10 protein-coding genes and 6 pseudogenes are annotated in these 16,768 nt (G+C 69.1%); 6 read left to right on the top strand and 10 right to left on the bottom strand.

The window, feature by feature from the left end; translation table 11 throughout:
• Positions 1-29: 29 nt before the first annotated feature.
• Positions 30-1,234 (bottom strand): IS3 family transposase gene (locus tag H293_RS0140285; RefSeq protein ID WP_106968526.1). Its coding sequence is split into 2 segments (ribosomal slippage): positions 30-943 and positions 943-1,234, totalling 1,206 coding nucleotides; the frame shifts between segments, so codons are not numbered across the junction.
• A 67-nt stretch (positions 1,235-1,301) separates the two neighbouring features.
• On the opposite strand from H293_RS0140285, the pseudogene H293_RS51005 reads away from it, so the two are divergent.
• Both H293_RS51005 and H293_RS0140270 read left to right on the top strand, forming a co-directional pair.
• A pseudogene (locus H293_RS51005) lies at positions 1,302-1,967 on the top strand (permease); the annotation flags it as partial.
• Complete coding sequence (locus H293_RS0140270; protein WP_020123445.1) at positions 1,964-2,692, top strand: TIGR03943 family putative permease subunit; 729 nt, start codon at positions 1,964-1,966, stop codon at positions 2,690-2,692. The pseudogene H293_RS51005 and the gene H293_RS0140270, both read left to right, overlap by 4 nt.
• Before the next feature lie 342 nt (positions 2,693-3,034).
• Here the strand turns inward: H293_RS0140270 and H293_RS0140265 are convergent, their stop codons facing one another.
• The 5 genes and pseudogenes from H293_RS0140265 to H293_RS53160 all read right to left on the bottom strand — a co-directional run bounded on the left by H293_RS0140265 (position 3,035) and on the right by H293_RS53160 (position 7,421).
• Complete coding sequence (locus H293_RS0140265; RefSeq protein WP_028808611.1) at positions 3,035-3,667, bottom strand: TIGR03943 family putative permease subunit; 633 nt, start codon at positions 3,665-3,667, stop codon at positions 3,035-3,037.
• Positions 3,664-4,689 (bottom strand): annotated as a pseudogene (locus H293_RS53165) (permease). The gene H293_RS0140265 and the pseudogene H293_RS53165 overlap by 4 nt, the downstream one beginning before the upstream one ends.
• 483 nt (positions 4,690-5,172) lie before the next feature.
• Complete coding sequence (locus tag H293_RS0140255) at positions 5,173-6,354, bottom strand: GTP-binding protein (protein WP_020123443.1); 1,182 nt, start codon at positions 6,352-6,354, stop codon at positions 5,173-5,175.
• A 9-nt stretch (positions 6,355-6,363) separates the two neighbouring features.
• Entirely contained in the window at positions 6,364-6,534 is a 171-nt protein-coding gene (gene rpmF, locus H293_RS0140250; protein ID WP_020123442.1) for a 50S ribosomal protein L32, read from the bottom strand.
• 50 nt (positions 6,535-6,584) lie between these two features.
• A pseudogene (locus tag H293_RS53160) lies at positions 6,585-7,421 on the bottom strand (metal ABC transporter permease).
• 290 nt (positions 7,422-7,711) lie between these two features.
• Between H293_RS53160 and H293_RS0140240 the strand changes: the two are divergent.
• Positions 7,712-8,734, top strand: coding sequence for an alcohol dehydrogenase (locus H293_RS0140240; RefSeq protein ID WP_028808610.1), 1,023 nt, complete (start codon positions 7,712-7,714; stop codon positions 8,732-8,734).
• A gap of 163 nt (positions 8,735-8,897) precedes the next feature.
• Here H293_RS0140240 and H293_RS0140235 read toward each other — a convergent pair whose 3' ends face one another.
• Both H293_RS0140235 and H293_RS53155 read right to left on the bottom strand, forming a co-directional pair.
• Entirely contained in the window at positions 8,898-10,202 is a 1,305-nt protein-coding gene (locus H293_RS0140235; protein WP_028808609.1) for a YhgE/Pip domain-containing protein, read from the bottom strand.
• Positions 10,203-11,254: 1,052 nt separating this feature from the next.
• Positions 11,255-12,468, bottom strand: a pseudogene (locus tag H293_RS53155) (SpoIIE family protein phosphatase).
• 399 nt (positions 12,469-12,867) lie between these two features.
• On the opposite strand from H293_RS53155, the gene H293_RS61800 reads away from it, so the two are divergent.
• On the top strand, positions 12,868-13,341 hold the full coding sequence (locus tag H293_RS61800) for a transposase family protein (protein ID WP_106968525.1): 474 nt from the start codon (positions 12,868-12,870) through the stop codon (positions 13,339-13,341).
• Positions 13,342-13,434: 93 nt separating this feature from the next.
• Here the strand turns inward: H293_RS61800 and H293_RS0140220 are convergent, their stop codons facing one another.
• Together H293_RS0140220 and H293_RS61520 are read right to left on the bottom strand one after the other, a co-directional pair.
• Positions 13,435-13,938: a hypothetical protein gene (locus H293_RS0140220; RefSeq protein WP_259294637.1), complete on the bottom strand. Its 504-nt coding sequence runs from the start codon at positions 13,936-13,938 to the stop codon at positions 13,435-13,437.
• A gap of 578 nt (positions 13,939-14,516) precedes the next feature.
• Positions 14,517-14,746, bottom strand: a pseudogene (locus H293_RS61520) (IS5 family transposase); the annotation flags it as partial.
• Positions 14,747-14,973: 227 nt separating this feature from the next.
• On the opposite strand from H293_RS61520, the gene H293_RS0140215 reads away from it, so the two are divergent.
• Both H293_RS0140215 and H293_RS61795 read left to right on the top strand, forming a co-directional pair.
• A complete protein-coding gene (locus H293_RS0140215; protein ID WP_259294636.1) occupies positions 14,974-16,134 on the top strand; it encodes an AI-2E family transporter in 1,161 nt (386 codons plus the stop codon).
• Positions 16,135-16,200: 66 nt separating this feature from the next.
• Positions 16,201-16,740, top strand: a pseudogene (locus H293_RS61795) (DUF2254 family protein); the annotation flags it as partial.
• Positions 16,741-16,768: the final 28 nt, after the last annotated feature.

Here is a 16,768-nt window from a genome sequence, read left to right as displayed (position 1 = left end):
GGGCCTTGACCCCGAATCCTGAACACGGGTTATGCGACTCGTGCCAGCGTAGTTGGTGTGCGGTAGAAGGCGTTCTCGAAGGCGATCGGTGATCGTTGCCCGAGGCGGGAGTGTCGGCGTCGGGTGTTGTAGCGGTTGAGCCATCGGAACGCGTCGAGGCGGGCCTCACGCTCGCCTGGCCAGCTCTTTCGTCCTTGCAGGGTCTCGCGTTTGAAGGTCGCGTTGAAGGACTCGGCGAGTGCGTTGTCCGCGCTGGATCCGACCGCGCTCATGCTCCTCCGCACCCCTGCTGACCTGCAGGCTTCGGCGAAGGCCCTGCTCGTGTACTGAGCTCCGTGGTCGGTGTGCATGATCGATCCGGCCAGGCTGCCTCGGGTGCGGACCGCTGCGGCCAGGGCGTCGGTCACAAGGTCGGTTCGCATGTGGTCGGCGATCGCCCAGCCGGCGAGACGGCGGGAGGCGAGGTCGATGACGGTCGCCAGGTAGCAGAACTTCCCGCCCTCGATGGGCAGGTAGGTGATGTCGCCGACGTACTTCGTGTTCGGAGCCGTGGCGGTGAAGTCGCGGCCGATCAGGTCCGGCGCCTTGGCCGCCACTGGGTCTGCGACGGTGGTGCGGTGCCGGCGGCGCAACCGGACCCCTTCGATGCCGAACGCCCGCATGATCCTGGCGACGCGCTTGTGGTTGAGTGCCTCTCCGCTCGTCTCGCGGAGTTCGGCGGTGATTCTCGGGGCTCCGTACGTGCCGTCCGAGTCCTGGTGCACGGCCCGTATCCGGGCGGCCAGCCTTGCGTCGGCCGCCTGCCGGGCGGCCCGGTCCGCAGCTGTCCGGCGCCAGTAGTAGAAGCTCGAGCGGCTGATGCCGAGGATGCCGCACAGCCGCTTCACGCCGTAGCGGCGGTGGAGATCGGCGACACACTGGAAGCGGTTCACCAGCGCGTCTCCCCGGCGAAATACTTTGCCGCTTTGCGGAGGATCTCGCGTTCCTCCTCCAGCTCACGGACCTTCTTCCGCAAGGCCGCGTTCTCAGCCTCCAGCGGGGTCGGCGGCTGGACCGGTTCCTGCGTCCGGCGTCCCCGCGGACGGCTTACTCCTGCGGCCCTCACCCAGTTCCGCAGCGTCTCCGGATTGATCCCCAGATCAGCGGCGACCGACCTGATCGTCGCTTCGGGCCGCGACTCGTACAGCGCGACCGCGTCCGCCTTGAACTCCGGCGGGTAGTTCTTCATGACCACGAGATGTCCGTTCTCAGATCCTCAGGATCCAGTGTCTCGTGTGTCCAACATCAGGGGTCAAGGCCCCGCGTCCGTGCCCGTCGCGGGCAGCCTCATCCGACGTGGGGTGACTCCGGCAGCGGCCTTCGCCTTTCTTCTCTCGGCACCCGCGATCAATCCCGTGGTGCTGACCGCGACGGCGGTGGCCTTTCCGGGCAACCCGGCCATGGTCGTGGCCCGGCTGCTCGCTTCTCTCGCCACCGCCGCGGTGATGGGGTGGCTCTGGCTCTGGCTGGGCAAGGAGGAATGGCTGCGAGCCGCGGTATGGCACACCGGGCATCAGCCCGGCGGCAGCCGGTGGAGGGAGTTCCGTCTCGGCTTCCAGCACGACTTCCTGCACGCCGGTGGCTTTCTCGTACTCGGCGCGATGGCAGCAGCGACCTTCAACGTGGCAGTACCGCGCTCCGTCCTCGACACCTTCGCCGGTTCGGTCTGGTTGTCGGTCCTCTTCCTGGCCATCCTCGCTGTCGTACTCGCCGTGTGCTCAGAGGCCGACGCCTTCGTCGCCGCCTCCCTCACCGGCTTCTCGCCGACCGCCCGACTGGCGTTCATGGTGGTCGGCCCCATGGTCGACCTGAAACTGATCGCCCTGCAGGCGGGCACCTTCGGCCGGGCCTTCGCCTGGCGCTTCTCCTCGGCCACCACCCTCGTGGCGGTTGCCGCCAGCGCCCTGATCGGAGGTGCACTGCTGTGAAACGCCACGCACAGGTCGGGCTGTTGGCCCTGATGGGCCTCGGCCTGCTGCACTCCACCCTGTTCACCGACCTCTGCCTGCGCTATGTCAAAGAGGGACTGCGCCCCTTGCTGATCGTCTCCGGGGTGGTGCTGTTGCTCCTTGCCCTGGCGGGCGCGGCCATGGACAAGGATCACAACGAACATCACAGCCATGCTCACGGCCACCACCACAACACGGCGCCCCGTGTCGCATGGCTGCTGTTCCTGCCCGCCCTCAGTCTCGCCTTCTACGCCCCGCCGGCCCTCGGCGCGTACACCGCGGGACGTTCCAGTGGCTCAGTGGTCAAGGAGCAGAAGAAGTTCGATCCGCTGCCCGCCACCTCGCCGCTACCCATGACCCTCACGGACTTCACCACCCGCGTCCAGCAGGACCGCGAAACGGCAATCCAGGGCCGCACCATCCAGTTGACCGGCTTCGTCACACCGGTCGGACAGAGCGGCGCGTGGGATCTGACCCGGATCATCTTCACGTGCTGCGCAGCCGATGCCCGCCCCGTCAAGGTCCGCGTGTACGGAGCCAAGGCTCTGCCGGCCAACACCTGGCTGGCGGTGACCGGTACCTGGCACCCCGGTGGCATGCTCGGCACGAAGTCCGCGGCCGGCGCCCTCGATGTCCGAACCATCCGCCGCATCTCGCCGCCGGTCAACGCCTATACCGACGACCTTCCCCTCGTGCCCTCGTAGTCTCGCAACGGGTCTGCCTGCCGACGCGCACGACATTCGCGTTCATCCGGTGGAGGACGCTACGCGCTGGCCGAACTGGGTTTCGGAGGAGAGGTGGTGTCCCTCCAGGAGGCGGGCTGTTTCGTGGGTGCGGACACGCCCGCTGCGTCCGGGCGGTAGGCGCGTGCAGAGGGCCCACCGATATTCACCGGCGCGACCCCAATTCCGGACCGGTGCCAACCGGTCGACGTGCAAGGCCCCACTTCGGCCGCGGATTTCTGAGTGTGGCCGGGTGCTCGTCACCAACTGGCCTCGACTTTTCTCCGCCGGTTGCCTGGATGCGACCAGGCTGCGCGGGTCGGCTCAACGCTTTTCGTACGGATCCGACGGCTCTGCGACTCTCACGATTGTCTTCGCGTCCAGCAGGGGCCAGGCTGCCGTCGAGCCCAGCTTGCCCTTGGGATGCCAGCCCGTGACCGTCACCCAGTTGTCCGTGACCGGGGCGTCCGCGCCGCGGATCTGCACTTTGCTCGTGATCGCGTCGGCCGCGCAGCATGAGACCAGCAGCCGCGTGACGTACCAAGCGCCGCCGTCCCCGCACTCCACCGGGTCACGGACGGGCAGCGCCGGGAACGTGCCGACACCCTGCGCCGCGCGTTGCTCGTCCTCCCGGGCCGCGCTGTAGGAGCCGAGCGTGGGCGGCGGGAAGAGCAGCAGGGCCGTGGCGGGGAGCGTGAGCAGCCAGGCGAAGCGCGGGCCGGTCGTGTGGGTGTGATCGTGCCCGTGGTCGTGCGGGCCCTCGGCTTTCTCCGGCACGGCCCGCGCGGCCCTCACTGCCGTCGTCACCCCCAGCAGCACCAGCAGCGTCCCCGAGACGACCAGGTACGGCCGGAGCCCGGACTGCACGTACCGCAGATACAGGGCACTGAACAGCGAGATCCGCAGCACAGCAGCGCCTACCAGCAGCAACAGCGCGGTCGGCCCGTACCGCCTCACGGCAGCCACCACCCCACGAGCACACTGCTCACCAGCGCGACCACCCAGGTCACGGAGGAGAACCGGACGGTGAAGGCCCGGTTGAAGGTGCCCGCTTGCAGGGCGATCGGCTCCATGTCGACCATGGGGCCGACCACCATGAACGCCAGCCGCGCGGTCGGCGAGAACCCGCTCAGCGAGGCGGCCACGAACGCGTCGGCCTTGCTGCACACGCACAGGACCACGGCGAGCAGCGCCAGCAGCGGGACGGACAGCCAGGTTGATCCGGTGAAGTTGATCCGGTGAAGACGTCGAGGACCGAGCGCGGTACCGCGATGTTGAAGGTCGCCGCTGCCGCCGATCCGAGCACGAGGAAGCCACCGGCGTGCAGGAAGTCGTGCTGCAGCCCGGCCGTCAAGGCAGCCGCGCGCGAGGTTCCGGACGCGGTCTCACGCGGCGTCGGCAGCCGCAGCCACTCCTGGCGCCCGAAGCGCACCCACAGTCAGCCCATCACGACGGCCGTGGCGAGGGAGGCGGCGAGGCGGGCCGCCACCATCCGCGGCTGCCCGGGGAACGCGATGGACGTGGCGACCAGGACCACGGGGTTGATCGCCGGTGCGGAAAGCAGGAAGGCGAGGGCGGCGGGTCGGGGCGACCCCGCGCCGCATCAGACTGCCGGCCACCGGCACGGACGCGCACCCAGGCAGCACGGCACCGGCCACGCCCGCGACCGGCACGGCGAGCGCGGGGCCGCGCGGCAGCATCCGGCTGAATACGCGCTCGGGGACGAAGGCGCCGATGGCGGCGAAGACGACCGTGCCCAGCAGCAGGAAGGGGACGCCCTGGACGACGACGGCGGTGAAGACCGTCCACAAGGCAGCCACGGCCGGGGTGTAGAGGTCAAGCGCGAGCCTCGGCCCGAGGAAGCCGGCGATCGCGGCGAGCGCGAGGCCGCCGAGGACGACGTACACGAGCGTCCGCACCACGAGGCGCACGGAGTCGAAGAGCCCGTAGCGGCTCTCGGTGTGTTCCTGATCGCTCACGCCACTCGCTTCCCCGACGGCACCTCGGACGCGCCGCACGCTAGCGACGGAGGCTGTGTGCCGGCTTGGCCCCGCTCCAGAGGAAGCTGTCGGAGTGACGGCCGCGCCAGCGCCAGACTAGGGCGACCTCGGTGGCAGGTCGTGGAACTTGGTTGACTGGCTGAGCATCTGGGGGGCGCAGCGACGTGAAGTGGGGCGTGGACTGCGCCGCCGCGCGCCGCGCGCCGCGCGCCGCGCGCCGCGGGGCGGAAGCGGCGAGGCTTGGCGGTAATGCAAGGGCGGGTGGCGCGGAACGCGTTGCTGGAGAGGCATCACAGCAGCTGGCCGCGCTCCTTCTTCGACGGCAGGTCTGGCTGGCGGCGGAGACGCGCCGGTGTTCGGGGCGCCAGGCCAACCGGGCCTCCCTCATGACGGACTGACGGATAGGTGTCCGTGCCGGGCCGGGCGGCGCCGTGGCTGCGTTCGCCGCCCGGCCCGGGGTCCTCAGACGCCCGTCGTGAGTTCGGGATGCTCGTGCTCGCAGGTGTCGTCGATGCCGTACGTGTCCCAGGCGGGGAACGGGTCGACGGACGGCAGGCTCTCACCGTCGGCCACGAGGCAGTCCGTCAGCGCCGCGTGCAGTGCCTCCACGTCAAGCTGCGTGCCGATGAAGACCAGTTCCTGGCCGTCGGGCCCGTAGGGGCTGTCGGTGTCGCGGGCGGCGGAGGGCTCGAAGCGGGCGACGGAGCCGGCCTGTGACCACAGGCCCGTCACCCGCGGGCGGCTGGTGAGGGTGAAGAAGCCCTTCGAGCGGAGGATCTGCCCGTACGACCCGTTGTCGAGCTCCTTGGTCACGAAGGTCCAGAGCCGGCCTGGGTGGAAAGGCAGTTCGGCGCGGAAGACGGTCGAGGAGATCCCGCACTCCTCCGTCTCGGGGACGTGGTCGCCGTTGAGTTCCCTCACCCAGCCGGGGGCCTGTTGGGCACGTTCCAGGTCGAACAGTCCGGTGCCCAGCACGTCGCCGAGTTTCACGCGGCCGTGGACGGCCGGGACGATGCGCGCGGCCGGGTTGAGGCGGGCGAGTGTCGCCCGCAGTCGGTCGGATGCCTCCTCGTCTACGAGGTCGAGCTTGTTGAGGATGATCACGTCGGCGAACTCGATCTGGTCCATCAGCAGGTCGCTGACGGTACGTTCGTCGTCCTCGTACTGGCCCAGGCCTCGTTCGGTGAGTTCGTCGCCGCTTTCCAGCTCGGGCAGGAAGTTGGTCGCGTCGACAACCGTGACCATGGTGTCCAGGCGGGCGATCTCGTCGAGGGTGGCGCCGTCGTCGCGGGCGAAGGCGAAGGTCGCGGCCACCGGCATCGGTTCGGAGATGCCGGACGACTCGATGAGCAGGTAGTCGAAGCGGCCCTCCCGGGCCAGCCGGTCGACCTCCTCGAGCAGGTCATCGCGCAGGGTGCAGCAGATACAGCCGTTGGTCATCTCAACCAGGCGCTCCTCGGTACGCGACAGGGCCGCCTCGCCGCCCCGCACCAGGGCGGCGTCGATGTTGACCTCGCTCATGTCATTCACGATGACCGCGACGCGCAGTCCCTCGCGGTTGCCGAGGACGTGGTTGAGAAGGGTGGTCTTGCCCGCGCCGAGGAATCCGGACAGGACGGTGACGGGCAGTCGGTCGGAAGCCATCAACACTCATCAGTCCTCGGGGCGCAGCAGCCCGCGCTCGTACGCCTTCGCCAGCCGCTGAGGCACCAGGTAGGAGAGGCCGTCGACGGTGATCGGCACGAGGGTCGGCGTGGCCGCCTTCCACTGAGCGCGGCGGTGGCGGGTGTTGCTGCGGGACATCTTCCGCTTGGGAACAGCCATGGGGTCCTCCTGGATGAGTGAGCTCCAAGAAGGCTATATGGAAATGAATCTCAGTAGCAATTGCCGTCCTGGCGTTCAGGCCGGTTGCTGGGCGGCCCTCCTGGCCCCCACCGTCGAGTGCGGTAACTGCCCGCCAGTCGGCAGACGGCGTAGATGGTGAAGGAGATCGTGGTGACGTAGGGGCTGATGGGGATGCTGCTGCCCACGGCGAGCAGGATGCCGCCCTCGATGGAGGCGTCGGCGAAGACCATGCTGATCAGCGGAAGCAGTACTGGGAGACGCGGTGAGGCGGGCGGCGGCCGCGGCGGGGGTGGCGAGGAGACTGAGGACCAGGAGTGCACAGACGACCTGGATCGAGTGGGCCACGGCGAGGCCGAGCGCCAGCATGAACGCGAACGACAACGCGAACGACAACGCGAACGACGGGGCGCGCACCGGCACACCGCGGGCCTCGGTGACGTCCGGGTCGGCGCAGGTGAAGGTGAGCGGCCGTCACATCGCCATCGGAGCGATGAGTGCGACCGCGGAGGTGCCGGGCAGCCAGGCGTCTGGGGGTGTCGACGGCGACGATCTGGCCGGTGAGCAGGCCGAACTTGTTGGCGGTACGTCCCTTGTAGAGGGCGAGGCAAAGGGCGCCGAAGCCGAGGCCGAAGGGCGTGAGGATGCCGATCACCGAGTCGCGGTCCCGAGGCGCGCACCCCGACCTCGCCGATGGTGCCGACCGCGAGGAGCGAGCCGACGATGGAGCCCGCCACGACGTTCGTCTCCAGCAGCAGCGCCACCGAGGCGCCCGCGAAGGACAGTTTGCTGATGCCGTGCACCGCGAAGGGCAGGTCGCGCGTGATGACGAAGACGCCCCGGCTCGTCGGGAGCGCCGGCGACCACAACGCGGCCGCGGCCGCGGCCGCGGACGGCGCTCGCGGGTTTCGGCCAGGGCGATCAGCGCCTGGAAGGTGGCGGCGTCGGAGCGGATGCGTGCGGGCTTTGCGTGAGGTCGTTGATCAAGCGCTTGGCGGCGTGGACGCCCTTGGGTGGGAAGCCGGCGATGCGTTCGGCCACGCGTTCGACGAAACCGTCCAGTTCGCCCGGAACATATTGGTCCAGCGTGCGCGATGGGTTCCGAGCTGGTCTGCTGGACGTAGGGGTGCCCATACGCGCCTACCACGGAGAGATCCAGATGAGTGCCCATCGAGTGGCGCAGGCCGCAATGGCCGGTGGCCCGTTGGAAATCGTCGAGCGTGAGGTTCCACAGCCCGGCCCTGGACACGTGAGGATCGCTGTGGAGGCGTGCGGTATCTGCCACAGCGACGCCGCATTCGTGAATGCCCTCCTGCCTGGCATCCGGTTCCCCCTGGTCCCCGGGCACGAGATTGCCGGGCGTATCGAAGAGGTCGGCGAGGGAACTTACAGCGGCTGGCGGGTGGGCGACCGTGTGGCCGTGGGCTGGTTCGGCGGCAGCTGCCGGCACTGCACACCGTGCAGACAAGGCGACTTCATCGTGTGCGAGAACCTGAAGGTACCCGGATGGGCATACGACGGGGGGTTCGCCGACACGGTGATCACACCGGCCGACGCCCTGGCACGGATCCCCGACGCCCTGGCGGCGACCGACGCGGCACCCCTGGCCTGTGCAGGGGTGACCGTGTACAACGGACTGCGCCGCAGCTCCGCACGGCCTGGCGATCTGGTCGCCGTACTCGGCATAGGCGGCCTTGGCCACCTGGGAACGATGTATGCGGCCGCGATGGGATTCGAGACCGTTGCCATCGCCCGCGGGCCGGGCAAGGCCGACTTCGCCAGGCAGCTCGGCGCCCACCATTACGTCGACAGTACGGCGGACACCACGGTCGCGGACGCGCTGCAGTCACTCGGTGGCGCCAGAGTGGTTCTAGCCACTGCAGCCAACTCCGCGGCTATCACGGCGACTGTGCAAGGGCTCCGCCCCCGCGGCGAGCTTGTGGTCATCGGCGCCGACGCCGAGCCGCTGGGAATCAGCCCGAACCAGCTCATATTGAGCGGCAAAGTCATCCGCGGCCACCCGTCCGGCACCGCCCAGGACGTGCAGGACACCATGGCGTTCAGCGCCCTGCACGGAATCCGCCCGATGATTGAGGCCGTGCCGCTGGACCAAGCAGACGAGGCGTACAAGAGGATGCTGTCCGGCGCCGCCCGCTTCCGGATGGTGCTCACCACCGGCTGAAGCCGCGGCGACGCGGACCCGTACGGCAGCGGCGAGGTTCTGGGAAAACAGGCCTGACGTCCATTGCTCGGCCGTGTGTGAGATCTGGTAGTCGCAGGTGGCCGACGCGGCTTCCTGTTCGACGGCTGTACGGTGTGCGGACTCTCGGGCGGCTCGGGGCCGATCACGGTGCCTCGCCGGGGTTTGCGGAAGGCCGTGCGGTCAGGCGGTCCAGTCCTTTGCGGTCGTAGTAGAGGGTCATGGCGAACCCGAACAGCAGGGCGAGGGCAACGCCGATGGCGATCATGGACCAGCCGCGGGTCAGGCCGGCGTCGGCCCGGGCGTCGAAGTAGAGGATGGATCGCACGCCGTCGCTGAGTTGCCGCATCGGTTCGAACAGCGCCAGGAAGCGGTAGAAGCCCGGAACGGCATGGAGGGGAATCGTCGCACCCGAGGACGGCAGGGCCAGGGCGATGAACACGAACATGGACACCACCTGGCCGATCCCGCCGAAGGCCGCGTTGATGGCTTGCACCCCCAGGCCCACGGCCAGGCTCGCGCAGTAGGAGAAGATCCACAGCAGCGGCAGGTGCGATGCGTCCATGCCCAGAATCGCGATCGCGGCGATCATCAGCAGGCTGGTGGTCAGCACGGTGATTCCCGCGGTGATGAGCATTTTCAGCAGCAGCGTCTGTGTGCGGCTGATCGGCACCGTGGGCCGTCGGGTGTGCCAGGGGCCGATCTCGTTGTCGGTGTATCCCAGGCCCGCGTCGACCCCGCTGTTGATGATGTTTCCGCCCACGAACCCGGTGAGCACCAGGAGCAGGGTGAAGTAGAAGGCGGTCAGGCCGAGGCCGCTGTGGTTGCCGATGCGGTGGCCCACCCGGGTGGTGACATCGATCGGGTCGCCCAGGAGCGCACGGGTTGTGGCGTCGGCGCCCTGGCTGGAAGCCCGGGTCGTCAGCTGTCGGCCGATGGTCAGGGATGCCTGGTGAGCCGCACGCTGGGTGATCTGACTGGCCAGGGAGGAGCCGAGGCTGCCCAGCCCGGGGTTGGTCAGGACCGTGAGTGAGGGCCGTGCCGAGGCCTTGGGCGTCGTCAGCGCCGCCACCGACGTGGTGAAGTCGGCTGGGATGACCAGAGCGCCGTAGACCTTGCCCGACGCCAGCTGGTCCTGCATCTGCGCCTGGCTGAGCCGACGCCACTGCACGGTGCCCGCTGGGGTTGATCCGACGATCGACCGGCTCACCTGCGCGCCCAGGGCCTGGTGCTGTCCGGGCAGCGGCGGGCCCTGGTCCGTGTCGACCAGGGCGATCGGCAATCGGCGCAGGTTTCCGCTCGGGTCGAGGATGCCGCCCATGTAGAGCAGCGTCAGAAACAGCGCCACCAGCGCGCACAGGACGGTCGGCACCAGCCACAACCGTCCATGACGAGCCACAGCAAAAGCACGCGCGAGCGCTTGCGGCTGCCCGGAACCCGCCGAGGTCATGGAACTCCAATCGGGACACGGCCCTGCGCTGTCGGGATTCGCCTGCGCGGTCAGCTGTTGGCAGGAGCCACACACCCGTGCAACGGCTGCCCGCGCCCTGGGAAGTAGGCGGCTACGCGGACCCCGTCGGGACGATAGCCGTCTGCGAGCAGGTCATCACTCAACGACACGGTCGGTGCCCGTGTCGAGTGTGGTCGACGGCGTCACGAAACGAATCTGCACGTCGCCCCGCATGCACCCACCGTTCCTCGCCGCCCGTGCTCGCGGGCGTTCGCCGACCGCCGGATACTCGATTGCGGGCCGTATGCCTCCGCAGTGCGGCCCGGGTGAGGAAGGGGAGGTCGTCATCCTTCGCGCCGGTCGAAAGCTGGGAGAAGGCCCCCGATCCGGGGCGGGTGGCGAAGCGGGTCATCGAGGGTTTCACCCAGCGCCGGCTTCCTGATGGTTCCGCCTGGCTCACGAGCACCATCGCTCACTGGGCCTACGGCTCAGCGGCGGGGGCCGCCTATGGCATCGTGGCCGGATCACCATCCAGGCCTTCTCCTGTCCATGGCGTGCCATTGACGGCCGCCCTGGACGGCGACCACATCGTGCCAGGTGGACCGCCGCCGTTCGACATGGGCTTCCAGGCGAGGCTGCGGCAGGTGGCTGTGACCGGGCCCACAGCCACACCGTGCCGTCGTCGCCGCCCGTCGCCCGCCGCCAGCACCAAACCGTCAGTCACTCCGCCCCACGCAGCCCTGATGTGGATCGGTGAAAGTTCGGGGTTCGGGACGGATCTGCTCACCCGATCTTGCCATGGTTGCTGACCTGGGACGGAGCGTCACGGCATCCGTCAGCCAGCTGCGCTTCGGGCGTCTAGGGGGCACGTGCGGTACGCGCAACGGCGCCATATCGTGATCTTTTCTGAGCCCGGGCCCCGGCCGCGGATTCCTGGCGGTTCACCCACGGCAGCGGGGCGCCGAGACGGCCAGGCCCCGCGCCTGAGACACCAACGGCAGGTGCGGGCCGACTGCGGCCTGCCCGGTGCTCCTGGATGTGCGGTGGCCGTTTCAGATGTTGGCTCCGGCGTGGGCTTGGCGTCCCCTGGGGGTGGGGCCGTGCCAGTCCAGGCACATCACGGTGGCGTCGTCCTGGAGCTTGCCGTCACAGGCGTCGGTGACGGCTGCGACCAGGGCGCGTACCACCTCGCGCGGATGCTCGGTAGTGGTGGCGGCCATGAGGGCGGGCAAGTCGACGGATTGCGCGCGGCGTTCCTGCATCCCGTCGGTGTAGAGCACCAGCCGGTCACCGGGGCGCAGGTCGATGTCCTGCACCCGGTAGGGACCCTGCCCTTCGACCCCGAAGGGCAGATCGGCGCGCAGGAGCACTTCTTCGACGGTGCCCTCGCGCAGCCTCAACGGGCGCGGGTGGCCGGCATTCACGGCTGCGCTCCGCTTCCATCCAGGGCGATCCGTAGAAGCTGGCCCGTGGCCAGGACCCTGGGTCTGCGCTCGAGGAGGGAGTGGTGGGCGCATCCGGCCTGCTCGGCCAAGGGGGCTGCAACGCGGCGGGCGCCTCGGGAGGCGTTGACGAGAATGGTGGCGATGAGCGCGGCGTTGAGGTCATGACCCATGGCGTCGGTCAGGGACAGGTGCAGGGTCTCGCGGTCCAGGGCGTAGTCGTAGGTGTCGCCGGCGACGCTCTCGGCGGGCACCAGGGCGCAGGCCAAGGTGAACTGGGCAGCCTCGCAGGAGGGGGCGGTGGGCAGGAGCTGTCGTTGGATCTCGGCGGGCAGGCTGACGGGGGCGGTGCGCTGGGCCCAGTGGTAGAGGTCGGTGAAGCGGCGGTCGGTGACCACGATGTAGGCGAGGGCGTGAGCCGCCTGTTCCACCTCCTCCAGCATGTCGTCACTGGCATCACGGGTTTCGGGCAGTGAGAGTTCCAGAAAGCCGATGGCGTCGCCGCGGTTGGTGACGGGGGCGATCACGCGGTGCCCGTGCCCGTCGGCGTCGTCCGGGGCGCGGACCAGCTTCTGGGTGCGCAGGACCTGGTCGTGGAGGCTGCCGGTGAGCTGGATCCGCTCGGTGCTGCGCCCGTGCAGGGTGGTGGCGTCCTCCGCCACCCGCACCACGCGCTGGCCGATCAGGTCGAGGAACAGGAAGGACACGTACCGCGCGCCGAACCGCTCGCGCAGATCGCGGGCCACCACGTCCAGGGATTCCACCGGCGCCGCGGCCTCGGCCGCCGCCAGCACTTCCCCCAGTACCACCCGGTCCCGCGCCACGTCAGCCTCCTCGAAAGATCCAGAACCCTCACCCTCCCGCGATGACAGCAGGGATTCCAGCCTTTCGCACATTGACCATGTCGATGCCGAGCCGAGTATCGGCCGTAGCCCCCCGATTGCCAGCTCGGACCAAGATCACGGCACGACTTCTTCTGTTCACGCATGACGGATGATTCAGACTTCGATGCAAATACAACCAAATGGGAATCTTGAATGGACTTGGCCGTTTTCGCGGCTCTGGCCGCAGTTCCGTGAATCCCCAGGTCAGCGGTAGGGATATGGGATCGTTTCGGCAGCGTGTACTTCCTGCCGTGGTGGCAAGGCGGTTGAGGATGTGCTGTTTCCCGGGATCGATGTGCGGGTGGAGGGGGTGAGCGACTCCTCCGGCAGCCTGGTGGTGTGGGGGCGGTGTCGACGGCCCGTCCAGGCGGGTGCCCGAGCTGCCGCAAGCAGGCCCACCGCGTGCACAGCACGTATCAACACTCCCTGGAGGAGCGGCCGTTGGGCTCACGCCGGGCCATCGTCCGGCTGCGGGTGCGCCGATATTTGTGCGACCGGAAGAGCTGTTTCCGCAACAGGATGGCTACGGTCGATCGCGATCGAGCTCAGCGGCCGTCCTCCGCACGGCTGTGCCGCCGGCTGCTGCTGACCGCGGGCCGAACCCGGCTGCTCGGGCTGCTGACGGCGCCGACGGTGCGGACCGTGCCCCGCAGCTGCTGGGCGTGGACGAGTTGGCCTTGCGTAAGGGCTGCACCTACAGCACCGTGCTGGTCGACGTCGAGGCCGACCAGGTCGTGGGCGTGCTGCCCGACCGCACCTTCCGTGGCGTTCCGAGGTGGTCGAAGGGCACGTGAACCGGGTGAAAACACTTAAACGAGCCATGTATGGACGAGCCTCATTCGAACTCCTCCGAACCCGCATTCTCACGCAGTCGTAACTTGCACCAATCAACCCAAGACACCGCACTTATTGCCAGAGGTCAGTTCCGTCGCGCCCGCTGGGATCCATCGTCAGGAGATCTTCATGCAGGCCCGACAGGGCCCGCCCAGTCTGAGAGCCACCTTCGCCCGACTCCATGACCACCCAGCCGGCCTCCACACCCGGCGCATGGACATCGCCGCCGGCGTCCAGCTCGTCGAGCGTCGCGAACACCGCCTCATAGGCAACGGCTCGGACCAGGCGAACAAGGTCCTCCCGGTCCGCACCGGCGGCAAGAAGGCGTTGCGCAGCCGGCAGTTGATCGAGCGAGCCCGGCTCGGTCCAGCCGTTGATCGCACCATGCCACAGGCTCCGCAGCAGCACGAATCGCGCGAGCTGCGGAAGGTCTTCCATGACCTCCGACTTGATCAAGTCGACAGGATCGGTCACGCCGAGGGTACTGAACTGGGCACGCAGCGATTCCGCGGCAGCCTTTCGTGGCACGTCCAGGCTGTTCAGCCATTCCTGCCATGCTGATTGAGGATCACTCACCGCAACAGCATGCATTACGGTCGGAGACGGGGATCGGCACGTCCGTCTCTGTTGGTTCACCAGGCGCTGTAGTTCACGGAACTGCGGACAGAGCCGTTTTTTCGCGGATCCTCATCACCCCACCGCACAGGGCCGGTATGGCCGCTCAGTGGCCCGCCGAGCGGCACCCCGCGCAGTAGGGAATTCGGTGTACGAATGATCGAAATATAGGGTCCTGACGTCACCATTCACGGTCCAGCGCCCGCCGCGGAACTCGCGCCGCGCTGGCGGGCCCGCGCCCGAGTGATCGGTTTCGCCCTCGGCGCTGAGATGCTCGCACCGGGAAGACGACGCTCGCTCATGGCGCCACCCTGACCGGAGGGGAGAGCCCCTCGGGGTTATGGCCCAGGCCGGCCGCCCTACGTCTCACCGGTGGCTTATGCGGTCGGGAGGCAGCCACCGGGCGAACTGACGGCGGACCTTGGCCACGCGGACCGTAGCGCTCAAGGGGGCGGCGTCCTTGATCGACACTGCGGCGAATGCAGGAGAACGTCGTCTCGGGATCGCGGCGTCCGGCGGCTCCTGGGTTCTGTCAGAGCCCCTCGCCAGGGTGGAGTGGATTCCTTGGTGAGGCGACGGGCCATCAGGGTGATGTAGATCATGGCAGTGGATCGAGAGGGAGGGCTTCGTAGTCGCGTGCCAGGCGCCGGTGGAGCATCAGCCAGCCGAGCGTTCTCTCCACTGCCCACTTGCGTGGCTGCACGGTGAAGCCGCGGGTGCCCGGGGTTCGCCGGACGATTTCAAGGTCGATGCCGAGCCGGGCAGCGTGGCGTGGCCGACGAGGTATTCGCGATAGCCGTGGTCCGCCAGGCCGGCGCCGTCCGGGGCAGATGGGGGATGCGTTTTTAGAACTCGGCTGCTCTGGGGACACGTAGCTGCGTGGTTTCGATGACGTGAGGCGGTGACGTGCAGGTGAGCGACGCCCTGCGTCGGTCGCGCCGGCGTCCGGGCGCGGGCCCCGGCGGCGGTCGTGGCGCCAGTCGTGGTCCGCGGCGGATGCGGTACGTCGTGCTGGGCAGCCGACCCGCGCGCGGAGTCGGGACGGTGGCGGTCGCGCGCAGGGCGGCGACGGCGGTGCGCCCGGCCGTGGACGGCGTGACCGTCAGCCACGGGCTGAGGGTGGGTGCCGCCTACGCGTGGCGGCTGCTGGTGCTCGGGGCGGCCGTGTACGCGGGTTTCGTGCTGCTGGGACGTCTGCAGCTGGTCGCTGTCGCGTTGTTCCTCGCCCTGGTCGTCACCTCCGTACTGCGTCCCCTCGCCGATCTGCTGGCGCGGTGGCTGCCGCGGACCCTGGCGGTGGTGGTGAGTGTCGTGGGAAGCCTGCTGGTGCTCCTCGGGCTGCTGGCGCTGGTCGGCGAACTGGTGGCGAGCGAGTGGGGCCGGCTGGGGGAGGAGTTCAGCGGGGGCGTCGGGCGCATCGAACGGTGGCTGCAGGGACCTCCCTTCCATGTGAGTCCCGCGGTGACGTCGAACCTTCAGGACAAGGTGAACTCCTTCGTCTCCCAGCACCGCTCCGTGCTGATCAGCAGCGCCGTGAGCGGTGCCGGACGGCTCGTGGAGGTGCTGACCGCGGGGGTGCTCGCGCTGTTCTGCTCCCTGTTCTTCGTCCATTCCGGCGACCGGTTCTGGAGCTGGTTCCAGGAGTTGCTGCCGCAGCGGGCGCGGGACCCGTTCAACCGCGCGGGCCGTGCGGCGTGGCGGACCTTCGCCGGGTACACGCGGGGCATCGTCATCGTGGCGGCCAGCAACGCGGTGCTGGTCGGCGTGGCGCTGTTCGTGCTGCGGGTGCCGTTGGCCCTGCCGCTGACGTTGCTGGAGTTCTTCGCCGCGTTCGTCCCGCTGGTGGGATCGCCCATCGCGTTGGGGGTGGCCACGGTGGTCGCCCTGGCGTCGCGCGGGCCGGTCATCGCGATCGTGGTTCTCGCGCTGATCGTCATCGTCGGCCAGATCGAGGGCCACGTCCTGCATCCGCTGGTGATGAGCTGGGCGGTCCGGCTGCACCCGGTCGTCGTGGCCGTCTCCGTCATCGCCGGCGCCATCCTGGCCGGCGTGGTCGGCGCGGTCGTGGCGGTGCCCATGGTGTCGGTGGCCTGGGCGGTGCACGGCGAACTGCGCGCCCCGCCGACCGTGCAGAAGCATCCGCGAGCACTGCCGTAACGTGCACCCCTCGCTCCGTCGTGGGGTGGTGGATTTCTTCGGGAAGGGTTCAGCTCACTTGGCCGAGTGACAGGAGGGCCCGCGGTGCAAGCCCCGCCGACCGGACCGTTCGGCCCCGGCCAGCCGGGCGAACGCCTGGTGCGCCCGCGCCGGCGTCTGTGCGCCGGCGTCACCCAGACGACCGGACTGCTGGCCGGCTTGGCGCTGGGCTTGACGCTGCCGCGTATCGAGGGCGGCCCGCGAGTCTCCGCGTCCCGCATGGCCGAGGTGCTCGGCGTGCTCGGCGTTTCCGTGCTCGGCGTCACCAGTCTGGTCTTCTCACTGCTGTTGCTGGTCGTGGAGTGGGTCGCGGGCACCTTCAGTCCGCGCCTGGCGTTGTTCCGCACCGATCCCGCGGTGTTGCGGGCCTTCGCCCTCGTCGGCGGGCTGCTCTCCTTCTCGGTCAGTGCCACGCTCACCATCGGCTCCCGCACCACGGTCTCCCTGGCCATCCCCGTCATTGCGGGCGCCGCCGTGATGTCGCTGTCGTTGGTGCGGCTTCTTCAGCTGCGCGCCCTGGACGCGATCCAGCTGGCCCGGGTACTGGCGGACACCGCCGCCCGAGGCCACGCGGTCCTCGACGCCTTCTACCCGC

The sequence above is a fragment of the Streptomyces canus 299MFChir4.1 genome (assembly GCF_000383615.1).
In the GTDB taxonomy this organism is placed as follows: Bacteria; Actinomycetota; Actinomycetes; order Streptomycetales; family Streptomycetaceae; genus Streptomyces; species Streptomyces canus_C.
This window is presented reverse-complemented; position numbering and strand designations above follow the sequence as displayed.